Origin of the sequence: Cyanobacterium sp. uoEpiScrs1, from assembly GCF_947331815.1 — a bacterium.
GTDB lineage: Bacteria > Cyanobacteriota > Cyanobacteriia > Cyanobacteriales > Microcystaceae > Rippkaea.
The window spans coordinates 1,995,561-2,019,025 of record NZ_OX373462.1 but is presented as its reverse complement, the minus strand read 5'-3'; the positions used below and the strand labels follow the sequence as shown (position 1 = coordinate 2,019,025).

General features: G+C 30.2%; 11 protein-coding genes and 1 other RNA gene. 7 read left to right on the top strand and 5 right to left on the bottom strand.

The window, feature by feature from the left end:
- The first annotated feature begins 277 nt into the window (after window positions 1-277).
- From ftsZ to rnpB, 5 genes are all read left to right on the top strand, one after another.
- A complete protein-coding gene (gene ftsZ / locus OXU93_RS06955) occupies window positions 278-1,543 on the top strand; it encodes a cell division protein FtsZ (RefSeq protein ID WP_267383472.1) in 1,266 nt (421 codons plus the stop codon).
- A gap of 1,237 nt (window positions 1,544-2,780) precedes the next feature.
- Window positions 2,781-4,142 (top strand): 16S rRNA (cytosine(967)-C(5))-methyltransferase, encoded by a 1,362-nt coding sequence (locus OXU93_RS06950; protein ID WP_267383471.1) that lies wholly within the window; start codon window positions 2,781-2,783, stop codon window positions 4,140-4,142.
- Window positions 4,143-4,218: 76 nt separating this feature from the next.
- Entirely contained in the window at window positions 4,219-4,632 is a 414-nt protein-coding gene (locus OXU93_RS06945) for a TerB family tellurite resistance protein (RefSeq protein WP_267383469.1), read from the top strand.
- 1,190 nt (window positions 4,633-5,822) lie between these two features.
- A complete protein-coding gene (gene corA / locus OXU93_RS06940; protein ID WP_267383468.1) occupies window positions 5,823-6,965 on the top strand; it encodes a magnesium/cobalt transporter CorA in 1,143 nt (380 codons plus the stop codon).
- 692 nt (window positions 6,966-7,657) lie between these two features.
- An RNA gene (rnpB, locus tag OXU93_RS06935) (RNase P RNA component class A) lies at window positions 7,658-8,039 on the top strand.
- Window positions 8,040-8,133: 94 nt separating this feature from the next.
- Here rnpB and mfd read toward each other — a convergent pair.
- The 4 genes from mfd to OXU93_RS06915 all read right to left on the bottom strand — a co-directional run bounded on the left by mfd (window position 8,134) and on the right by OXU93_RS06915 (window position 15,886).
- Entirely contained in the window at window positions 8,134-11,613 is a 3,480-nt protein-coding gene (mfd, locus tag OXU93_RS06930; RefSeq protein ID WP_267383466.1) for a transcription-repair coupling factor, read from the bottom strand.
- A gap of 1,160 nt (window positions 11,614-12,773) precedes the next feature.
- Window positions 12,774-13,190, bottom strand: a complete 417-nt coding sequence (locus OXU93_RS06925; RefSeq protein ID WP_267383465.1) for a KH domain-containing protein — start codon at window positions 13,188-13,190, stop codon at window positions 12,774-12,776.
- On the bottom strand, window positions 13,177-13,431 hold the full coding sequence (rpsP, locus tag OXU93_RS06920; protein WP_267383464.1) for a 30S ribosomal protein S16: 255 nt from the start codon (window positions 13,429-13,431) through the stop codon (window positions 13,177-13,179). Before rpsP ends, OXU93_RS06925 begins: the two co-directional genes overlap by 14 nt.
- Before the next feature lie 871 nt (window positions 13,432-14,302).
- Window positions 14,303-15,886 (bottom strand): NAD(P)H-quinone oxidoreductase subunit 4, encoded by a 1,584-nt coding sequence (locus OXU93_RS06915; protein ID WP_267384839.1) that lies wholly within the window; start codon window positions 15,884-15,886, stop codon window positions 14,303-14,305.
- A 3,202-nt stretch (window positions 15,887-19,088) separates the two neighbouring features.
- Here OXU93_RS06915 and OXU93_RS06910 point away from each other — a divergent pair.
- Window positions 19,089-20,138, top strand: a complete 1,050-nt coding sequence (locus OXU93_RS06910) for a Rieske 2Fe-2S domain-containing protein (protein WP_267383463.1) — start codon at window positions 19,089-19,091, stop codon at window positions 20,136-20,138.
- Window positions 20,139-20,806: 668 nt separating this feature from the next.
- Window positions 20,807-21,796 (top strand): arsenosugar biosynthesis radical SAM (seleno)protein ArsS, encoded by a 990-nt coding sequence (gene arsS, locus OXU93_RS06905; RefSeq protein ID WP_267383462.1) that lies wholly within the window; start codon window positions 20,807-20,809, stop codon window positions 21,794-21,796.
- Between the two features lie 963 nt (window positions 21,797-22,759).
- On the opposite strand, the gene OXU93_RS06900 is transcribed toward arsS, so the two are convergent.
- Window positions 22,760-23,257, bottom strand: coding sequence for an SH3 domain-containing protein (locus OXU93_RS06900; protein ID WP_267383460.1), 498 nt, complete (start codon window positions 23,255-23,257; stop codon window positions 22,760-22,762).
- Between the last annotated feature and the right edge of the window lie 208 nt (window positions 23,258-23,465).

Below are 23,465 nucleotides of genomic sequence, written 5' to 3'. Positions count from 1 at the left end.
AGCTAAATTTAATCATTGATTGGTGACTTCTAACTGCACGTTTAACAAAAATAAGCATATTTATCGAGTAATAAAGATTGACAAACTACCACTAGATTTTTAGTGTATAAGATGAGACGAGTCCGCATAGAGAAGTTTACTATTCCATTTATAGATAAGTGCTCTATGTATTATATAATACTACTAAATTAAAAACTGATTAGCTATATTATAAGTTTAATCATACGCATTATCGTCTAATTGTTTTTCAACCACTCTTAGTTAATCGTCAATAACAATGGCATCTAGTGAAAAATTGATTTCCAATAATTCAAGTTTTAATCTTAATAATACTCAATCTTCGGAAATATCAAGTGCAATGGGAGATACTCATGTTCACAATAACAATCCATTCTTGCCTCAATTGAAAGATCCTTCAGAGTCCCTTACAGAAGAGACTGGGAGAAATAGGATAGTGCCAAATAACGTTGCTAGAATCAAAGTAGTTGGTGTTGGGGGCGGCGGATGTAATGCGGTTAACCGTATGATTGAAAGTTCCTTAACTGGAATTGAATTTTGGGCCATCAATACCGACGCCCAGGCTCTTTCTCAATCAGCTGCTCCTCAACGTTTGCAAATTGGACAAAAATTGACTAGAGGTCTGGGAGCCGGAGGAAACCCATCTATTGGGACTCAAGCTGCTGAAGAGTCTCGAGATGAAATCGCTCACGCTTTGGAAAACACCGACCTTGTCTTTATTACAGCTGGTATGGGTGGAGGAACTGGAACAGGAGCAGCTCCCATCGTTGCTGAGGTTGCAAAGGAAATGGGCTGTCTGACTGTAGGAGTTGTTACCCGTCCTTTTACCTTTGAGGGACGAAGGCGTACAACTCAGGCAACAGATGGAGTCAATAATCTACAAAATAACGTCGATACTCTGATTGTTATTCCTAATAACCAGTTACTACAAGTTATTCCTCCAGATACTCCCTTACAGGAAGCATTTTTGACAGCAGATAATATTCTACGACAGGGGGTACAAGGGATTTCGGACATTATTACAATTCCTGGTTTGGTTAATGTAGACTTCGCGGACGTTAGGGCGGTGATGGCTGATGCAGGATCGGCATTAATGGGACTGGGCACAGGTTCAGGAAAATCTCGTGCCAATGATGCAGCGGTACAGGCAATTTCTTCCCCTCTATTAGAACACTCAATTAAGGGAGCTAAAGGAGTGGTCTTTAACATTACTGGGGGGAACGATCTCACTCTTCATGAAGTAACAACAGCGGCTGAAACTATTTTTGATGTAGTTGATCCAGATGCGAATATTATTTTTGGAGCAGTTATTGATTCTATGTTACAAGGAGAAGTAGTAATCACAGTCATTGCGACGGGCTTTAGTGGAGAGTCTGAAAGTACGGCTTCAAAAACAGTAAAAAGTTCTTCTACACAAAAAGTAAATAATACTTCAACTACCAAAGCTACTGAAACAGAACCTCCTAAATACATGGGGTTAGATATTCCAGACTTTCTTCAACAACGTCGTTTTCCGAAGCGTTAATTAGTCAATAAATGTACTTTAAATGATTTTTATTAAAAACAGCATAATCATCTTTTAAAGTCAACCTCAATGAGGCTAGGTCCTTAACAATTTTTTGTAGCTTCACCTGAGCATTTATGCGGAAAATTAACTTAGAAAATTTTTTCGAGAAGATCTTGTTCTAAAAGAACAATACTATTCAAATTTACTAACCTAGTAGTCTGAATTATCTTTATTTTAAAATCTATCAGACTGAGCTAAAAGGACGAAAAAAAGAGGATAATTAATAAATTAAATTCGATTAATAGAGCAACTTGATAATTTGAGAAATTTTATCAAACTTTAACGACAAGATTTTTTAAATCTGCAGCTTGTAGATAAATTACATATTAATAAAAAATATAGAAATATTTAATTTTTTAAATATAAAACTGATGACAATACCAAATTATTTTAATTTATGAAAATTGATTCTTTTAAGAATAAATTTATTTGCATTGAATAAAAGCTAAAACTAAAATATCAATTTTTACAAATATTGTTAAATTGTATAAATTACTAAATATAGATAGCTTTGGGAGAAAATATACGAAGATACTATTTTGCTCTAAAAGCAATAAACGGTACTATGAAAACTAAAAATAATATATATAAATAAGTCACTTATAATAATTCCTAAATAGTTTATTTTGTATTGCTATTATCATTAAGTCCACCTTATATTTAGTGTTTATTATGTAATTTTAAATTTAATAAAAAGTTGTAAAAAGTTTAGATATATGTGAAAAGTTAAGACTTTAACTCTATCCTAAAAATATGCTAATTATGTAAATTAGTAAAAACAGGATAAATATTCAAGAAATAATCATGAATAGCATATAAGTTTAATAGAAATTAAAAAAATATTTATCAGTAAAACTATACTATAAATAGTAACTATTAAAGTTGTCTATTTTTAAAATTAAATATAAGTTACATATTTATCTAAAAGTTTTTTACTAACTATCTCTACAAAAGCCTATCGCAATATTGTTATGTAATAAGAGAAGAAAGTTACTATTAACATAGTAACTTTAATTATTTATAAATAAAAATACATTTATCAGTATTGTTACATTGTACCAAAAAACTATTTTTAAAAATTATTTATCGTAATATTTAGTATGTACTAGCCAATAAATTGTTAGCCGGAAAACGTTAAGTTAGCCTATATTAGCTTAAGTATTCTATTCAATAAAAAGATATCCTTGTAAAATTTATGAAAATACCAGCAGCAGGAAGCGTAAATCCTCGTCAATTAGTGCTATTGATTCTTAAGGAAATTGAACAGCAGGGAGCTTACACTGATATTGCTCTTGACCGAGCCTTCAATAAAACTAATTTGGACTCGAATAATCGCGCCCTAGTCACAGAATTAGTATATGGTATTATCCGACGACGGCGCACTTTGGATGCTTTAATTAATCAACTAGGTAAAAAAAATGCGCATCAACAACCTCCCAATCTTCGTTTAATATTACACCTTGGGCTTTACCAATTACGCTATCTTAGCAATATTCCCTTGTCAGCAGCGGTCAACACCAGTGTTGAGCTAGCCAAAGAAAATCAATTGCTAGCCCTTTCAGGCGTAGTAAATGGGATCTTACGCCACTACATCCGTCTAAGCAGGACTAAGATTGACCCTTTGGTACTACCTGATAACCCTGTTAAAAAATTAGGTATTTTTTATAGCTTTCCTGATGAGATTATCGAAATCTGGCTGCAGCAATTCGGGGAAGATACCACTGCACAGTTATGTGACTGGTTTAATCGACCGCCCCATCTTGATCTGCGTATTAACCCTTTAACAACTACTATAGAAACCGTTGAAACCCATTTGAAGCAAGCTGATGTTAAAGTAGTAGATCTAGAATATGTCTGTCAAGGATTACGATTAAGTGGAAAAATAGGCTCTATTAAACAATTACCAGGATTTCAGGAAGGATGGTGGACTGTACAGGACAGCAGCTCACAGTTAGTAGCCCATTTGCTTGCCCCTCAACCTTCGGAAGTCATTATTGATGCTTGTGCTGCTCCAGGAGGAAAAACTACTCATATTGCCGAATTAATGCAAGATAAAGGGATAATTTTTGCTTGTGATTGTACTTCATCAAGATTAAACAAACTACAAGCTAATGTACAAAGGTTAAATCTAAAATCTATTCAGATTGTAAAAGGAGACAGCCGTCAATTTGACCAATTCACTGCAATAGCTGATCGAGTTTTACTAGATGCTCCTTGTTCAGGACTAGGAACCTTACATCGACATCCTGATATTCGTTGGCGATATAATTCTGAAAGAGTCCGACAGCTATCAAAATTACAACAAGAATTATTAGAAAAAACGGCAACCTGGGTAAAACCTCGGGGGGTATTAGTATATTCTACTTGTACTCTTAATTATTTAGAAAATGAATTGATTATCAAACAGTTTCTCGATACCCATACAACTTGGCATATTGAACCCCCATTACCCCATTTATCTTTGTTCAATTGGGTAACTCCGTCGGGATGGATCCAGATCTTGCCCCATCAGCGTCAAATGGATGGCTTTTTTCTAGTGAAGTTAAAGAAAGGTTGATAGAAGCTCAATTTGCTGACAAAGCATTTCATTATATATTAAAGATAGCGGAAGCTAAAAACAATTGAAATTAATCATGAAAAGTTCTCAGAAAACGAAACAACTCCTCAAGATTTTGATTGGTGCTGCTTGGATCGATGGACTAATCCAGCAAGAGGAACGGAATTATTTAAATAAAACGATAGCTAGCCAAGATCTTGCCGATGATCAAGAAATTACTACTCTTTTATCTGAACTTAAGCCAGTTCAACCTGGCCAATGTTACCAATGGTTGGAAGAATATTTAGGTAGTAATCCTACCACTAAGGATTATCAAAAATTACTTGAATCTATTAGTGGTTTAATTTATAGTGATGGTGATGTGCAAATACAAGAAGCTCAATTGTTAACTAAACTACAGTTACTTGATCCGTCTAAAGATTCTTCTAAATCTTCTTTTGAGAAGATACTAAAAACTATTCAAAAATTATATAAAAAAGCCATTAGCTAAAAAAATTAATAACAAAAATATTAATCAGTAACCTTATAATTGATCGTGGGATTAATTTATTAACTAAAAACAAAAGTATATTCATTTGAAATGTAAATACAATTCAATATTTGGGGTGATTTAGATACTCATTTTCCCAAATCTATTTTTAGAAACTACTTATTTTATTTTACTTTGCTTATTTTTCTATTTATGTCTTCTTAAAAAATGGGCTCAGCTGGATGTAAAAAATTAGTTATTATTATTAATATTTTAGTCATTAACTATTCTACGCTAGAAATGGTTACAGAGATAAAATTTAACTTTATAGGTTAATATTGTATCGGCGAATTCAACTAATACTAGCGTTTCTCATTCTATTAAAGGTAAATACTTACTTTAAATTCTTGTTGATAGAATTTATACAGGAGTTATTAAGTAACTAATACTAAATTTATAAATAATTTACTAAGTACATTACCCTGTCAAACTAGGACAAATTTAATAAGTATCTATATTCTTTGTGGTTAACTTAAAAATTAATAATTAACTATGGTTATTTATAACTAAAAGAGGTTAACTTCTATAATTTTTTTGAGCTTTTTTATATTCTATAGTGTGTTCACTAAGTACTTCCTATATTTAAGTACTTAATAAGTATAATCAATATATCTATAGATATATTGATTATTATCTCTAAATTAAAATAAAAAAATAAACTATTATCTTCTCATTTCATTTATTTGAAGGAAATGAGTATTTAAGTTCATATATATAGCCTGAAATAAGAATATTAAAATAGCTTTCTTTTTAAGCAGAAAGCAAAAGATATTTGATTAAATACTATCAGTTTTGTCTACAATAAGAGTATACAATAGTACACTTTTATATTATGTATATACATTGACTACATTCTAGTGTATTTATGATATTAGATACCGAACAATGAATTAGAGTAACAAGTTGTTCAGGATATCTTAGTTAAAATATATTCTTTTTTGTAACAAAACGATAGTTTATTTTGTAAGAAAAGTATTTAGGATAGTAGTATTGCAAAGAACAGCTTAGGGTTAAGTTGTTTCTATTGTTGTTATTTTGCCATCTCTCATTTATAAAAATCATGATTAGCCGTTGTAATTATTAACCATTTCACTATCCCTGTTATTCTTAGGCTAAAGATATTTAAAAAACTAATTTGGACTAAATTCCATATGACTGAGCTTTATCCATCTGACCCAGAACTACTGCAAAAACTTAATTTGGAAGAGGAAAATTATTTGGAATGCTTTCATGATAAACTGGGCAGTGAACCAAGTACTCTTAAGATTAAACCAAATGCAAAACCGTCACGCATTGTTTTAATAGACTATGATGAAATTAAGGCTATCCGTAGGGTAGATATTATCCCCAAAGCTTTAATTCCTTATTTAAGTAAAAATACTGTCTCTTGGATGGATGTTCAAGGATTAGGTAGTGAGATAATTCTGAAACAGGTTGGAACAATTTTCAAACTTCATCCTCTGCTGCTTAAGGATATGGTCAATGTTCCCCAACGTCCCAAAGTAGAAGACTATAATGAACAATTAATGATTATAGTCCAGATAGTATTTTTTCAATCTAGTGAAGAAGAATTTTCAAGTGAACAAGTAGGATTTGTTTTAGGGCAAGGTTATCTTTTAACTTTCCAAGAAAGGCACATTGAAGATCGTTTTAATATAGTCCGTAATCGTATTTATGCCAATCAAGGAAAAGTTCGTCAAACCGGAGCTGATTATTTAACCTATTTGTTGTTAGATTCAATTATAGATAGTTATTTCCCTGTATTAGAAAAATATGGTGATCGTATTGAAGCTTTAGAAGATAAATTAGTTGTGCAACCCCAAAGTAGTTATCTTGAAGAAATTTATGCCATACGACGGGAATTATTAGCGTTACGAAGAGCTATTTGGCCTCTACGCAATGTTACCGATTTGTTAGTAAGAGGAGAGAGTTGTTTAATTAAACCAGAAGTAAAAATTCATTTCCGCGATTGTTATGATCATGTTATTCAACTGCTTGATATTGTAGAAACTTATCGGGAACTTGCTTCAAGCTTGATGGATGTTTATTTGTCCGCTATGAGCAATAAAATGAATGAAATAATGCAATTTTTAACAGTAATTTCTACAATTTTTATTCCTCTAACTTTTATTGTAGGAGTTTATGGCATGAACTTTGAATATATGCCAGAACTCCATTGGCGTTGGAGTTATGTTACTTGTATAGGTATGATGATAATTGTTGCAGCAAGCTTAGTCTTTTTCTTTTGGCGACGGGGGTGGTTTGAATCATTTTATACTCTTAAGAGAGACTAAGTTATTCAATAAAAAGAGACAATAAAGTATATTTAGTTTTTATTGCTATGTTTCCTTGCTAAATATTTATAATTTGTGTATGCATTTAGATTAAATTAAATTAAACAAACTCAAATAAGTGTAAAATAAAAGGTTATTAAAAAATAATTCCTAGATCATACCAGAGTATAACAGTTAATTTATATGTAATATAAAAATTATTTCTATGATGGGATAAAAATAGAAATACATTATTTAAATGAATGGAAAATTTAAAATAATACAGTTTTAGTTTAACCACTATTGAACCTCCTTATATAGGATATAAAAAACTAATAGTGGTTAGTAACGTCAAAAATAATGAACAAAGAAATTAAATATTTTAAGAGTATATTATAAGTTAGCCAAGCAATGAAAAACTTTTTTATTTTTTGCAAGAAAATCATAGTTTTAAACAGTTATCATAAAACATATTATTAAATAATGATTTTTAAAGGCATCGTACAAATATATAAAAACACCGATATTAGGCTAAAGTAATTAAACAAAATTTTATTTAAAAATATTAATCAAGACAATATAAGGTTAGTTCTATATTTTTAAATGCAGAGATGTAAAATAGTTCACGTTCTTAATATCTATTTAAAGTTGCTTAGCTATTCACTGACAACAAAAACTTTATAACTAAAAAATAGTACACTAGAATATAGGTAAGAGTTAGCGAGGGAGTTGCGGATTCGTCCTTGAGACGAATTCGAGGAAAGTCCGGGCTTCCTAAAGACTAAACTTGCTGGGTAATCCCCAGTGCGCGTGAGCGTGAGGATAGTGCCACAGAAAAATACCGCATTTTTTGGGTAATACCAAAAAATGTAAGGGTGCAAAGGTGCGGTAAGAGCGCACCAGCAGCATTGTGAAATGCTGGCTAGGTAAACCCCAGTTGGAAGCAAGGTCGGAGGAACTAGGGTTAGTCTTTTCCCCGTTCCGTTATTGGAGAACCGCTTGAGGAGTTTGGTAACAAATATCCCAGATAGATAATTCCCCCTATAAGATTTTAATCCTATAGGAACAGAACCCGGCTTATGCCTAACTCTTTCCTTTTTTTTAGTCTTCGTTAGCTGCGCATCCTAAATAAATGACATGGCAAAGCATTGCAGCTATAAAAAAGTACTTGAGAGTATCAGTCCACAATTTATATCCCTTTTTGAGGTAATGCTCCTTTCATCTTTCCCAACCATTCAATTAAACTCTCTAATTGTTTTTGGGGTTTTAATACTCCCAAACCCCTGACAGTCACTTTTTTAGGACTATAAACAAACCGTGATTGTAAATAATCTGGTAGATTTTCTTGTAATAATTTCCAGGCAGGTTCTTTCATTGGAGTTTCTAAAATAATGTGTTGTTTACCATCAGTTTTAATACGAGAAAAACCTAAAAACTTGCCAATTTGTTTTAATTCTATTACTTGCAGTAGTTGTTTTACAGAGGCTGGTATCTCTCCATAACGGTCTGTCCAAGCAACTACTATTTGCTCTAAATCTTCTTTAGAATTAGCCTTTGCTATTGCTCGATAAGCATCCATTTTTTGTTGAGTGTCGGCAATATAGTTAGTAGGAATAAAAGCTGTTAACGGCAAATCTATTTGAGTTTCATCAACTTTAGGTATTTCCTGACCTTGAATCTCTTTAATCGCTTCTTGTAACATTTCCATATACAATTCAAACCCGATAGCTGTCATTTGACCCGACTGTTCAGTCCCTAATAGATTCCCAACTCCCCGAATTTCCATATCACGGGTCGCTAATTGATACCCTGAACCAAGTTGGCTGAATTCTTGTAAAGCCATTAATCTTTTCCGAGCCGTTTCTGTTAATTCTCCTTTATTTGGATATAGTAACCAGGCATGAGCCTGTATTCCAGATCGCCCGACTCTTCCTCTCAATTGATAGAGTTGGGATAATCCAAACTTTTGGGAATCCTCAACAATAATTGTATTAACTCTTGGTATATCTAACCCTGATTCAATGATTGTTGTACAGACTAAAATATCTCCTCCCCCATTGTTGAATTCCAACATGGTTATTTCTAATTCATTAACATCCATTTGTCCATGAGCAACCATAATTCTTGCACTGGAAATCATTTGTTGTAATTTTCTAGCAACTTCTTCAATTCCTTCTACTCTAGGAACAACATAGAAGATTTGTCCGCCTCGATCCAATTCGTTACGAATAGCAGTTCTAACAACATCAGAATTATACTTAGATAAGTGTGTTTTAATGGGACGACGAGAAGGTGGAGGAGTTGTTATTAAACTCATTTCTCGAATACCTGACAGAGACATGTATAAGGTTCGAGGAATAGGAGTAGCACTTAAGGTAAGGACATCAACTTGAGTTTTTAACTCTTTAATTTTTTCTTTTTGATTGACCCCAAATCGTTGTTCTTCATCAATAACCAATAATCCTAAGTCTTTGAATTTAACAGTTTTACCTAAAATTTTATGGGTTCCTACAACAATATCTAATTCTCCTGTAGCTAACCGTTGTACAATATCTTTTTTTTCTGAAGTGGTGCGAAAACGGTTTAATAATCCAATATTGATTGGATAGGGAGCAAATCTTTCTTTTAAGGTATGATAATGTTGTTGCGTTAGAATTGTAGTCGGTGCAAGCAATGCAACTTGTTTATGTCCACTAGTAACGGCTTTAAAGATTGCTCTAATAGCAACTTCTGTTTTACCAAAACCTACATCTCCACAAATTAATCGATCCATAGGACGATTACTTTCTAAATCGACTTTTACCTCTTGAACTGCTTTTAATTGATCTGGTGTCGGTTGATAGGGAAAAGAACCTTCTAATTCCTCCTGCCAACGTGTATCAGGAGGGTAAATAAACCCTGATTTTTCAGAGCGCTTAGCATAAAGATTTAATAAATCAACTGCTAGTTTTTTAATTATTTTACGAACTTTTTGTTTAGTTTTATCCCAAGTTTTACCTGTCATTTTGTGTAGTTCTGGATTCATATTTTCGGTTTGATAATAGCGAGATAAACTGTCGACAGAGTCGGCTGGTATTCTTAATAAACCGTCATAGTATTGAACAACTAAATACTCACGAGTGCCTAAGCTTTCTAACTTTAAAAATTTACCGACTCCATTACTTTTATGGACAACATAATCTCCAGGACGTAATCGTTCTAAGTTGATTTGTTTAGAAGTAGCCTGACGACGTTTTCGTATGTAACCTGTTGGGGCTAAGACGTGTTGCCCAAAAAACTCCTTATCGGTAATAACAACAACTCGAAATGTAGGTAAAATGAATCCTTTTAGTTCGGCTAATCCTGAATACTTTAAGGCTACTGCTATTCCTTGAATATGATATTTTTCAACTCCTGGATAATCACGATAATTAGGAATAAATTGAGCTGGACAGTCATGTTCTTCCAGTAAAGAAACTGTCCTAGAAGGTTGAGCAGAAACTAACCAAGTTGAATATTTATTTAGAGAAATACCACTATAAATCTCTCGTTTTCCCCGTAATATTTCTGCTAGTTTAGAGAACTGGTGAGGAATGCTGGGAATTGGACGACTTGATAAATCTAACGCAGTTAAATCTGGATTTTTTGATAATTCTGAAAGATAAATAACAGGAAATTTTTTTGCTAAATTTACAGAAGTTTCAAAAGAACGATGGATTTTTGGTAAAAGTAAGTCTAATTCTTTCCAGTTATCTTCTATATATTCTACCCATCGTTTACTATGGGACTTGCACTGTTCTAATTCATCAAAAACACAAAGAGTATTATCTTCTAAATAATCTATTAATGAGGCAGGTTTTTCAAAAGCTATTCCTAAAAAACGTCCTACTCCTTCTGGGCAATTATAGTTTTTAAATGCCTCTACTTCTTCAATAGATAAATAGGTGTCTAAAGATTGATTTCTTTGATTAAGAATATCTACAATAATAGAATTAAAGCTTGTAGGAGTTAAACAAATTTTATAAAGTTTATCCAAAGAACGTTGAGTTGCTATATCTAATTCTCTAATTGTTTCTAATCTATCCCCACACCATTCTAATCGAATTGGTAATTCTGAGGAAACTGGAAATATATCAACAATATTCCCTCTTCTACTCCATTGCCCCTCTGTTTCTACCAAAGAAACTCTTTTATAACCTAACTTAGTTAATAATTTATCAATTTCTTGGAATAATTGAGTTGTCCCTACTTGTAAATTTAAACAGAAATGTCGAAAAATATTAGGAGGTGGTAGATGAGGTTGTAAAGCTTTTTCTGTGGTAACAATTGCTAACTTGTTATCGACAGATAATGAACTATGTATATTTGATAAAACTTGCATTTGTCCCCAAATCATTTCTGATTCAGGATTAAATAACTCATATGGAGATGCTTCTGAGGTAGGATAAAAATTAACAGTTTTCCATCCCATAATCTCCAATTGAGTAGCCCACCTTCCTGCTTCTTCTAAAGTTGCACAAATTACTAATAGACTTCGATTCTCTGCTTGTGCTAATGCTGAAACAACTAAACCCTTAGGAAGTCGAGGAATTCCTTTTAATCCCAAATAGCCTACTTTTTTTAGTTTCTCTAATAATTCTTGACTTAGAGGTGATTTTTGCAGAGTACGAATTAGAGAAGAAAAAGTCATAATCCTATTGATAAATGTATTTTATTCTTTTAAATTATAAAACTAATAAAAGCAACTTTAATTGTATCATAATCCTTATATACATTTGTTGCAAGATAATGTGGTATTAGTTATTTTTTATACAGAAACTGTTTTAATATTTTGTATGTAGTTTTTAATTAATGACAGAGATATAAATAGTCATATATCTCTCTATTTGTTTATTGTTTAAGAAGTTTAACAGTAAAAATAAATTTCATGTTATTTATGTCATGAAAATACAAAATTATAGAACAAAAAGTAAATATGTTTTTTGTTGATTATTGATTTAATATTTTGAAATTAAACTACTTATACTAGCTGAAGTATTTTTATTTTAAAATCAATATTTTTGCTAAAAAAATATATTTATATCTAGTTTTTTGTTATTTTAAATATAATTTATTTATAGATAGTATTTAAGGTATTAATTTTGATGATAACTATTATAATTATTTATTGTATTTATTATTAATACTTGATAACAAAGACTATAACTTAATTATTTATATTGAAGTCTATAATAACTAAATTTTAGTTACTAAAATAATAAATTTAGTATACAATTTAAAACATTTTCTATTTACAAAAAATATCTTAAGTTAGAGATTGCAATTAATTTGACTCTTATACCTGATAAATTATCAACTTATTATTTCCCTAACTAATTTAAAAATTTTAGCTGTAATATATTATGAATACTTCCAATTCTACAACAAAAGACTGTGTTGATATATCTCTTTAATATTATTTATTTAAATAATTCCTGTGATTGTAAGCTGAATATTTTTAAGATGTAATAAATAATGGATCTCCCAGCAACTGGAATCTTATTATTGTAGAAGTAGTTAGATGGTCCTGAATTTTGAAATTCTATTTAGTCTTTTCTTGATACTCTGGATAACTTGTTTAGGTGTGACTAATATAGTAGAATCTTGATATTCTATCTATAATAGTTCACTTCAAACTATTGTTGTACTAAATAATTGTAGAGTTCGATATTGATAACAAATGATTTGATAGTATTGTTAGTTATATTTCACGAAATTAATCGTAAGCATAATACTCGATAACTATTTTAGAAGTACGAGAAGTATGAAAGATCTAAAAAGTTTAGACCTTTCATACTTCTCGTACTTACTCTAATGTTCCCAGTGAGATTTTACAGAAATTTTTGGCAGAGAAGGACGATGAGTCCTGGCCTTTTTTCGTACAAATTTTCGTTCAGTCCTATAACCAGTTCGATGGCTAAACTGAAAATTTTTTTCTGAAGTATCATAAATATCAAGATATACAGATTGACCAGCAGCAGTAGCGGCTATTTGTAGGACCACACGAATAGCCTGAAGATTGCGACCACTTCGTCCCAAAACTCTTCCTTTATCATTGCCTTCAAAGGCTAAACGAATCCAAACTCGTTGATTATTATTTACCTGTTCACAATCTACACTTAGGGAATCAGGCGATTCTAGCAACGGTTCTATTAAAAACTCTACTAGTCCCAAATAATCTGGGCTAGTAAAATTTGATGAATTAGACCAACAATCAGGTTTGGGCATTTACTTGTTCAAATACTTGCGCTTTCTGAAGAATACTACGGACAGTATCAGTAGGCTGGGCTCCTTCTCGAAGTTTTTTAACAATTCCTGGAACATTTAAGTGAGTTTCATCAGTTCTAGGATTGTAAAATCCTAATTCTTCTAAGGGGCGACCATCACGACGACTATTGTTATTTATAGCGATAATTCTATAACTAGCCTCGCGCTTTTTGCCGTATCGTTTCAAGCGTAGTTTGACCATATTATTTACTGAGACTCCTTAACTCATCAACGGTTGTTAGTCCTTCTCCAACCAGAGACTGACTTTTATTTTAAATTAACTAAACTATTTACGAACTTATTATTATACCATTTTAATATCAACTTTAGTCAATTATTAGAACAATTTTTATATTTAAACCAGATCACTATAATGTATATAATAAAAACATTACTTACTTGTCATGTATCCCTTCCTGCTTTACGACAGTAATGGTGTTGGTCTAGTTCTTTTGTAGATATATCTCCTTGTATTAGATTGCTATTATTTTATAGACACAAATCCCAAACTAGAACTTATAATTAAACTTTAAGAGAATTAAATCAGCTTTATATGTTGTAAGAAAGCAAAAGCAGATACTTGAAGTTATTTATAGAATTGTTGTTACCGATAACATGACACATGTCAGTTCAGCCTAGTCTAGTGACTAGATGGATTGGTAATATTATCTAATTTTGGATTACATTCTTAATACTTAAAAAGTATAAAACAAATGAAAAAAATTTTAAGTTCAATTACAAGCATCAAAATACTGTTAATTATTTATATAGTTGGTGCTGTTAATACTCTAATAAAAAGTATTTCACCCCCAATGTTTAATTTTCTTTAGTATCTAACCAAAAGAATAATTAATTATTTTGTTCAAAAAAGATATTAATTAATTATGATTTTAACGAACTCTGTTACTATTCATTTACAAAAAACTTCAATAATATATTAAAAACTCATTGATTCTATGATATGTAATAAATAAATCGAATTAGATTATAGCTTAATAAAATCCATCCATCATAATTATCGTATTTACACTAATAGTTGAAGGTAAGGTGGGTGTTTCCCACCTTACTCATGGCTATTTGATGGTAGGAGCTTTTAAAGATATCTGTTCGGTTAAAGAGATCTGTACTTCTTTAATTTCCCCTCCTAAAGTTGGCACTGAATCACGTAATACTGCGGTGAGTTGATTAATACTAGAATCGTAAATCTGGGTAACAATTTTCGGATATAAACCAATACCAATGATAGGAATTAATAAACACCCAATAACAAATACTTCTCTCGGTTCAGCATCAATTAATTTGGTGTGGGAAATTAATTCTTCATTTTCAGGTCCATAAAGCATTTCTCGTAACATTGACAGGAGATAAATGGGAGTTAAAATTACTCCAACAGCAGCTAAAAGGACTACAACCACCTTAAAGGTTGAACTGTAGGCATCACTAGTTGCAAATCCTACAAATACCATCAATTCTGCTACAAAACCACTCATTCCAGGTAACGCCAAAGAAGCCATCGAACAAGTAGTCCACATAGCAAAGACTTTTTTCATCTTTTGCCCTACCCCGCCCATTTCGTCTAACATTAGGGTATGGGTGCGATCATAAGTGCAACCTACCATAAAGAAAAGACTGGCTCCAATTAATCCGTGGGAAATCATTTGCAACATAGCTCCACTAGTCCCTAATGAGGTAAACGAGGCTATCCCAATTAAGACAAACCCCATATGGGAAATTGAAGAATAGGCAATCTTTCTTTTTAGGTTGCGTTGAGCAAAGGAGGTTAAAGCCGCGTAAACAATATTGACAACTCCTAAAATAACTAACATAGGAGCAAAGAAGGCATGAGCATCCGGTAACATTCCTGCATTCATCCGCAGTAGTGCATATCCTCCCATTTTTAAAAGAATTCCCGCTAGTAACATATGTGCAGGTGCGGTAGCTTCTCCATGGGCATCCGGTAGCCAAGTATGAAGAGGAAAAATCGGCAATTTAACTCCATAGGCAATAAGAAACCCTCCATAAAGTAATAATTGCAGTTTTAAAGGAAAATCCTTACCTGCAATCGTAACCATGTCAAAGGTAGTATTGCCTCCATAAAAGGCCATAGTTAGAGCAGCTACTAAGATAAATAATGAGCCTGCTGCGGTGTAGAGAATAAACTTAGTTGCTGCATAAAGACGACGTTTTCCTCCCCAAATAGATAAAATAAGATAGACGGGGACTAATTCTAACTCCCAAACGAGAAAGAAAAGCAACATATCCTGTACTGCAAAAACAGCAATTTGTCCCCCATACATCAACAACATCAGGAAATAGAACAGCTTTGGCTTAAATGTCACTGGCCAAGCAGCCATAGTTGCTAAAGTAGTGATAAACCCTGTCAACAAAATCAAGGGCATGGATAGTCCATCAGCTCCCACCGACCAATTTAAGTCCAGTTGAGGAATCCAGGAATAGCTTTCAAACAATTGAAGGTCAGGATTGTTTAAATCATATCCAGTATAGAAAGCATAAACAATCACCGAAAAATTAATGAGTCCAATAGTCAAAGCATACCATTTGACTGTTTTGCCGTCCTTATCAGGAATTATAGGAATGAACAAGGCGGCAATAATTGGAAAGAGAATTATGGTAGTTAACCAGGGAAAATTGGCAATATCCATTACGATTATCTAATGTCCTCAGTGATACTTGGAGTTAGATTAAACAGTTATTCAGTTCTTAGTTATCAGTGTTTTCACTGCTGACTGTTCACTAGTTCAATGTCTCCAAAAAATACCCGCTCCATTCTAACGACTTTCTCTTTAGACTTCTAAAAATAGATCTCATATTTTAATCTTTGAACATGTTATGGTTAATTTCTGAGCATCAAAATTAACCATAACATGGACTCAAAAAGTCTATAGATCTAAAATCAACCTAAATATTATAACTTTTTCTATTTTTTCTTTTTTTGGAATAGCTACGATATGACGGCAACCTAAAAAAGAGAAATAAAAAAATAAAAAACTTAATTAAGGAATATGGCTATTTCAAGAAACATAGTTGTTTCTTATAGAGATAGTAGTGTATTTATAGAAGAAAATAAATGTTATTCTTAAAGTATTGTTTATGTCAAAATTACAAGCAGTTCTAAATAATACTATATTTATCTTAAATAAGATTAAACTAGAGATTTAGAACTATAAAATAATACAAAAAAGTTAATATAGCATATTCAATTGATTGTTGAAATAATCAATTGAATATAGATCTAGAAGTCCATTATTATTTAAACTCAACCCGCTAAAATAAATACTCCAATATTAACACCAAGATAGATTAAATTAATAATATTTTTATAAAAATATTATTAATTTAATCTATAATCTAAAAATAGAGCAAATTCTTACAAAGACTATCATTATATTAATTGTTTATTAATTACTGCAATTTACAAAAAACTATAATTAGCTATAAACAAAGATAAATATTAGTAACTTATAAAATAATTATTTATTTTAATCTTATCTGTTTTTACTTATATGACTAATTCTAGTTACTTTCTAAAAAGTAATTGAATTAAGTATTTCTTGATATTTTTATTTTGTGTTTTTTAGTATGTTTTAATCAAAATTAACTTAACAGATAAAATTGCTTGGATACCAATTGTATTTGATATTGTCTAAATTCACTTTGAGTATGTATATCTTTTTTAAAATTCAATTATTGGTTGTTTTAATAGAATTCACTATTAAATATTTTAATCTTTTATCTCTTAAGCTCATTCTATTAAAATACACTTTACTTAATCACTTATATATACTAATATATAAGTGATTAAGTAAATAAAAAATAAGTTAATAACTAAAAATAAATTATTTAAACAATTTTAATAGCATAAAATCAAACCTAATAAATGGTTTTGTTATTAATAAAATAATTGCAGTGTAATATACTATAGCAAACTATATTTTATGTAAGCAAGTACAATTAAACGACTTAAAATATTCTAGTCTTGAAAATTATTTCAAGATATAGAAACTAACTATTTTCTTAATAATTATGACAGCTATAATTAAATTATATTTAATTTTTAAAAAATTTTTATTTATAAAAAGCTCTAATATTCTTGGTAGGAAATAAATATTAGATATAATAAATTAGAAATGTTTTTATAAGGTATTATGCCTATACTATTTAATTAGTTTTGACAAATAAATATATTTAAAAAATAATTTTACTTATGGTTAAGTTCCGCAGGTGTGATAAAAATTCATAGTAGAATATGTGAGTAACTTCTAGGGTATGTAAATTTTAAACTTAGATAAATTAAATTTATGAGTTAACTTAGTGAGAATAATTAGTGAGCATATTGTCTTCCTGATAATAATAAAATACACTTACTAAATTTAGCAATTTCTTCTGCAGCATGAGACACTATAATAATAACAATTTATAATTGCTAATTTAATTTTTTAACGGTCATAAATACATTTTAAAAATCAATAAAATTTAACTAGAAAACAAGTTTATTTAGGATTAATATTCTGAGATTAATATTCTGATCTGTAAAGATAAAGCTACAATTATCGCTCAGCTATGTCTGTATTACTTCCCTTATTAAGGATATTTATTTTAGTTTCTTTCAAGTCGAACTACCGCCAAAAATATAAAATAAAAGTAATAATTTGATCTAATTATACATTAGGAATAAGAAGACTTTATATTTCACTAAAATTGACATTAGTTGAGTTTTTAATTTCTTATTCTAAGAGATAAAGGCAACTAATAATAATATCAATAAAAGCTGCCTTAAAGTTAAATAACATTAGCGATTAGATAAATAGTAGTTTTTACTGCACTAGCTTTATCAATAATATTTATAAATTATCATTGATTAATGTCTGGCTTAATATTCGTGAAGACTAGTTTAAAAAATTAAAATAGAGATAATATATCTTTTAAACCAGCAATTAATTCCATAGTTATCCTAGGTAATAGACAAATTAAAAAATATGTTGAATTTTACTTTTTTTATTCAAAATTAACAAACAGTTTGTTTTAATTGCATTTGACTAATAGTCTATAAACTAAAAACAACTCAAATACTGATAAATATTTTTATCAAAGAATGTACTAACTTTTTAACAATATAATGAGAACTAAAAATAATTAATTTTCTTCTGATTAGTTAAAATAAGATACAATAAAAATTTGACATAGATGATATGTACTAATTCAAAAAACATCCCAACAATTAGCAGAAAATATTTCTGACCATTAATGTATCGCGCAATTAAAGAATTGTTATACAAAGCAAACAGTAAAACATCTGGCCAGTTAATAAAAGAACCCACAATAATTTTTAAAATATGAACTCTATCATAGTATTGTAAGTATATACAAATAAACTAATTACAAAAATCAACGTTAATCCAAATACGTCAAATTGTTTTTCTGGAAAACATTATACAAGCCCTAAAATTATTAATCACTATCTCTAAAATAGCAATTGAATAAATTTCTATAGTGCGAGAGTAGCAAAAACTACAATACAATTGTAGAGAATTTAATAAATAGATACCTCCTCTAAAAATCTAACTTATTTTTATTCGTTTTTGAAACGTACTAGTGATAACCTAATTTGTTATCGTTATGACTTTTTATTCTAAACTGTTTTTAAACTATTCTAGTAAAATTGCTAGTTAAATTACACCATTAAACATAACAAAAATCCCTTATAAAAAGTAACCAAATCTACTTAAAAATAAATGGTAATTATTGCAATTAATAGTGAATTGCCGTCGTTAACCTTGTTAACATGGCACAAAATTAACAAAACTGCGTCTTCTTTTTTAAGAATAGTAGAGTAGCTTTATGAACACTTTATTACGTGATTGTTGGTATGTCGCCTTACCTGGCAAACAATTAAAACCAGGTAAAATGGTTCATAAGAAAATGCTTGGCGAACCTATTTTAATTGGACGGCGTGGAAATGGAGAAGTCTTTGCCATGCGTGATATATGCCCCCACCGGGGTATACCCATGCAATATGGATGGATGGAAGGAGATAATGTATGTTGTCGTTACCATGGTTGGAAATTTAGTACTCATAATGGAAGTTGTAGGGGGATCCCCTCTTTGACTGAACATGATGATTTAGATATTAGTCGTATTCGAATTCCTACTTATGCTTGCCAAGAAGTTCAAGGAAATATCTGGGTCTATTTTCCAATAGATACTGACAAACAAACTAACTTAGCCGATATTCCTCCAGTACCTACGATTCCGGATTTTGGTATGATTGAACCTGGGATTTCTGAGGTTATCCATTTTTCCTGTAATATTGATCATGCTATTATTGGACTGATGGATCCTGCACACGGTCCCCACATTCATAGTTCTTGGTGGTGGCGCAGTGGTCCACAAAAATTTCGAATTAAAGAAAAGCAGTATGAACCTGTCACTCAAGGATTTCGTCTTGTCCCCTATGACATGCCGGTAAGTGCACGCCCTTATAAAATTTTAGGGGATAATGTTTCTATTGAAATTATCTTTAAATTACCCAGTATACGAACAGAAATTTTGAGAGGAGATCGTTACTCTGCTTGTTTATTAACTACAATTACTCCTATTGATGAAAACGAATGTGAGGCTTTCCAGAGTATTTACTGGACTATTCCTTGGATAGGAGTCTTTAAACCTTTATTAGGATTCCTTACTCGTCAGTTTTTAGGACAAGATCGTGATGCAGTGATTCAACAACAAGAAGGGCTAAGCTATAATCCTACACTAATGTTGATTGATGACGCAGATACTCAGGCAAAATGGTATTTTCGTCTAAAGCAAGAATATCAAAAATCTCGAGAAGAAAATAGACTCTTTAAGAATCCAGTAGAACCGAGAATATTACGCTGGCGTAGTTAAAAACTAAACAGATTAGAGAAACTAAAGGATATTCTTGGAACTATTTTTCTCAATAGAACCAGAAATGTTGACATGTCATTTTTCAATTTCGAATATCCTTTAACTAAAATAGTTTCCCCTAAATTAAATATACTGAGTCCGGCAAGCAAAGACTTACAGGACTCTTACTCTAAATAATCTTCTTAATAAAAAAAAAGTATCTTGTTTAAAATAATTAGATTGTTTTAAATTGGCTTTGTTGATTTACAACTTCTGCTTTTTTAAGTATTCTCCCAAAAAATATAGAATTAATTTATAATATATTTATATTTCACTAGTTCTAAATCACTTATTTGAAATAAATATTATTGAAAAGCTTGATTTGTTTTATATTTATTATTTATTTGTCTTTTAAAATTAAAGTAATAAAGTGACTTCAGTTAATTTAACTTTCCAGAAAAGGAGTCAGTAGTATTGATATAAATACATTTCTCTTCTTATAAAGGACTTAAAAGTTGTGATTGAATTCTGTAATCTTTATGTTTTTTTATTTTTAAAAATTATATGTAATTTTTATTTAATCAACTATTTTTACATAATAAGATTACTTAAATCTAATATATTTTATATATAACATATAGTATAGAGATAACTTAGCTGTATGTGGACATCAGACACAAATAATACTTATGAATCTATCTAAACTTACTTCTTTCAAGAATAAAATAGATACCAATCTTAGTAAAAAAGAAATAACAGTACTGCAAATTAATTTAGGAAGACGATGTAATCTTACTTGTAGTCATTGTCACGTAGAAGCAGGACCCAAGCAAACTGAAGAATTATCACCTGAAGTTTGTCAGCAATTAATTGATTTAATAAATCGTTTTCATCAAATAAAGGTAGTAGATTTAACAGGAGGTGCACCAGAAATAAATTATGGATTTCGTCCTCTTGTAAAAGCAGCTAGAAATGCAGGAAAACAAGTAATTGTTCGTTCAAATTTAACAATCTACTTTGAACCTAATTGTGAAGATTTACCCGAGTATTATGCTAAACATAAAGTAAGGATTATTGCTTCTTTTCCCTGTTACCTAGAAAAAAATGTTGACGCCCAAAGGGGAGATGGAGTTTATAATAATTCAATTAAAGCCTTACAAATTTTAAATCAAATAGGATATGGAAATGATTCTAGTCTGATTTTAGATTTAGTTTATAATCCTCCTATGCCGAGAGATAATAATTTTACTTTAATTCCTAATCAAAACCAATTAGAGCAAGAATATAAAGTTTTTTTGAAAAAAAATTTTAATATTGATTTTAACAATCTTTTTGCCATTATTAATTTTCCTATTGGTAGAACTAAAATGTTTTTACAAAATCGATATTTATATGTTCCTTATCTTAAGTTTTTAGAGTTTCATTATAATAACCTTACAGTACCTAATTTAATGTGTTTAAATCAACTGTCAATTGATTATACTGGAAATGTTTACGATTGTGATTTTAACCAAATGGAGAATATTCCTGCAATGAACAAAGAAGGAGAAAGACTTACTATAAATAAACTCCTAGAGTTAGGGGATTTAGATATAATTAAAACTATAAAAACTGGACCTCATTGTTATGGATGTACAGCCGGAAGTGGTTCAAGTTGTGGAGGATCATTAGTTGTTTAAAAAAATGATATAATTGCAAAAATTATTCGCAACTACCACAATTGTCAGTAACGATTGACAAAATATTTTACAACAAAAAGCCTAGAAAAGTTAAAGGCAATATATATATTTTTGATTGACATATCAGTAATAGCTTTCTAAATTCACTGTATAAACTAGTTTTATAATCGATAAAATCAGAAAATTAATTTATATTTTTGCCATTTGTAGTTTATTTTAATCTTCTATTTTTAATCATTAGTAATCTAGTTACTAGAGAAGATTATATTACAATTTTCTAGACTTTATTTTTTATATTAAATTTTTATATAACCTAAATATTTTTAGAAAGCTATATAGTCACATTTTTAGGGATAAATAATACAAGGAGAATATGTATTTGTATTAGTTGATTAATTAATAATATTGCTATATTTATAGTTTAGGAATCAACGAAATTCTCTTATAGAATAGACACCTTATCTAGGAAATAAACTAATTATTAAAAAAACTTATCAATAAAATACTAATTAAAATACAAAAACTACAATTAAATTTAATTTACTAAAATTATAGCAATATTATCTAAGTTGCAATTATTTTTCCATTTATATCAATAAGTTTGTTGTTCAATTAACATCTGTTTTAATTATTATATTACATAACACAATGTTTTACATTGTTTGTTTGTCGATCTATCTAAAAAATATAATTTACTGTGAAAGTATATACTAATGACAAAAGCTTATAAACTTTATACAGTATTAACAAAGCATCTTATAAAAAGACTATAGCTAAAACATTAAAATTTAATGGTAATTAGATTTGCTTGTATAGTTTTTTATAAGATAGTTAAGTTAGTCTGTTTTTATAATTTTTGCTAAAACATCGTATTGTACAGAAACTTTTTGTAAAAAAAATTTTATTGATGTTTATACAATCTAGTTTTTTTCAATGATAAGGTGGGTATTGCCCACCTTATCATTATTCTATTTTTTGGATATTTCCCGCTTTAACCCAACCTTCTTGACCACTTCTGGAGATACGAACGTTTTGCCAGTCTCCATCAGAACTTGTTTTCAAAATAATCAGTTCAGCTTTATAGTCAATACCCCCAATTCTTTGGGCATCTTGGTCAGGTTCAGACCGTAAACTTAGTCCACTAGGCCAAATAACGGATGCTCTATAAGCTCCAGATGGTAAATCTCCTTTTTTCTCTTTTTTTTGGATTTCGGAAAAAAGTTCAGACTCTCGGGCTGCCATTTTTTCTTTAGATTTTTTAGCCTTTTCTTGGGCATTAGATTCAAGAGTAGATGGCTCCGCCGCTTTTTCTTGTTTTTCTTCAGCAAAAATAGGTTTTGGAGGTGAGGTATTTAAACGATAAAACACTACATATGCTAGAGCTGTAGTTCCGCTAACGAGTAAAAGAATACCAACAAAAAATCCTAAAATAAATTGTAAGAAAACAGAGAAATATTTCATGATTGCTTCAAAATAATACTTCAAAATCCGACATAAGATAGCAACTCCAAATCCCGAGCCAATCGTAAACGATATTACAGCAAACAATTTATATAAGACGCACAAAGAGGCTTCTCTATAGTGGTCCAGTTTTGTATAAACTTGCTTTGTTCTCAGACATATCTTGCCCAAAAAGTTATCTAACTGGCAAGCCTCTTAAATACCCTTA

What these genes read in the sequence shown, in the direction of transcription:
- ftsZ (WP_267383472.1), top strand. Translation starts at nt 278, where the DNA reads ATGGCATCTAGTGAAAAATTGATTTCCAATAATTCAAGTTTTAATCTT.
- OXU93_RS06950 (WP_267383471.1), top strand. Translation starts at nt 2,781, where the DNA reads ATGAAAATACCAGCAGCAGGAAGCGTAAATCCTCGTCAATTAGTGCTA.
- OXU93_RS06945 (WP_267383469.1), top strand. Translation starts at nt 4,219, where the DNA reads ATGAAAAGTTCTCAGAAAACGAAACAACTCCTCAAGATTTTGATTGGT.
- corA (WP_267383468.1), top strand. Translation starts at nt 5,823, where the DNA reads ATGACTGAGCTTTATCCATCTGACCCAGAACTACTGCAAAAACTTAAT.
- mfd (WP_267383466.1), bottom strand. Translation starts at nt 11,613, where the DNA reads ATGACTTTTTCTTCTCTAATTCGTACTCTGCAAAAATCACCTCTAAGT.
- OXU93_RS06925 (WP_267383465.1), bottom strand. Translation starts at nt 13,190, where the DNA reads ATGCCCAAACCTGATTGTTGGTCTAATTCATCAAATTTTACTAGCCCA.
- rpsP (WP_267383464.1), bottom strand. Translation starts at nt 13,431, where the DNA reads ATGGTCAAACTACGCTTGAAACGATACGGCAAAAAGCGCGAGGCTAGT.
- OXU93_RS06910 (WP_267383463.1), top strand. Translation starts at nt 19,089, where the DNA reads ATGAACACTTTATTACGTGATTGTTGGTATGTCGCCTTACCTGGCAAA.
- arsS (WP_267383462.1), top strand. Translation starts at nt 20,807, where the DNA reads ATGAATCTATCTAAACTTACTTCTTTCAAGAATAAAATAGATACCAAT.
- OXU93_RS06900 (WP_267383460.1), bottom strand. Translation starts at nt 23,257, where the DNA reads ATGAAATATTTCTCTGTTTTCTTACAATTTATTTTAGGATTTTTTGTT.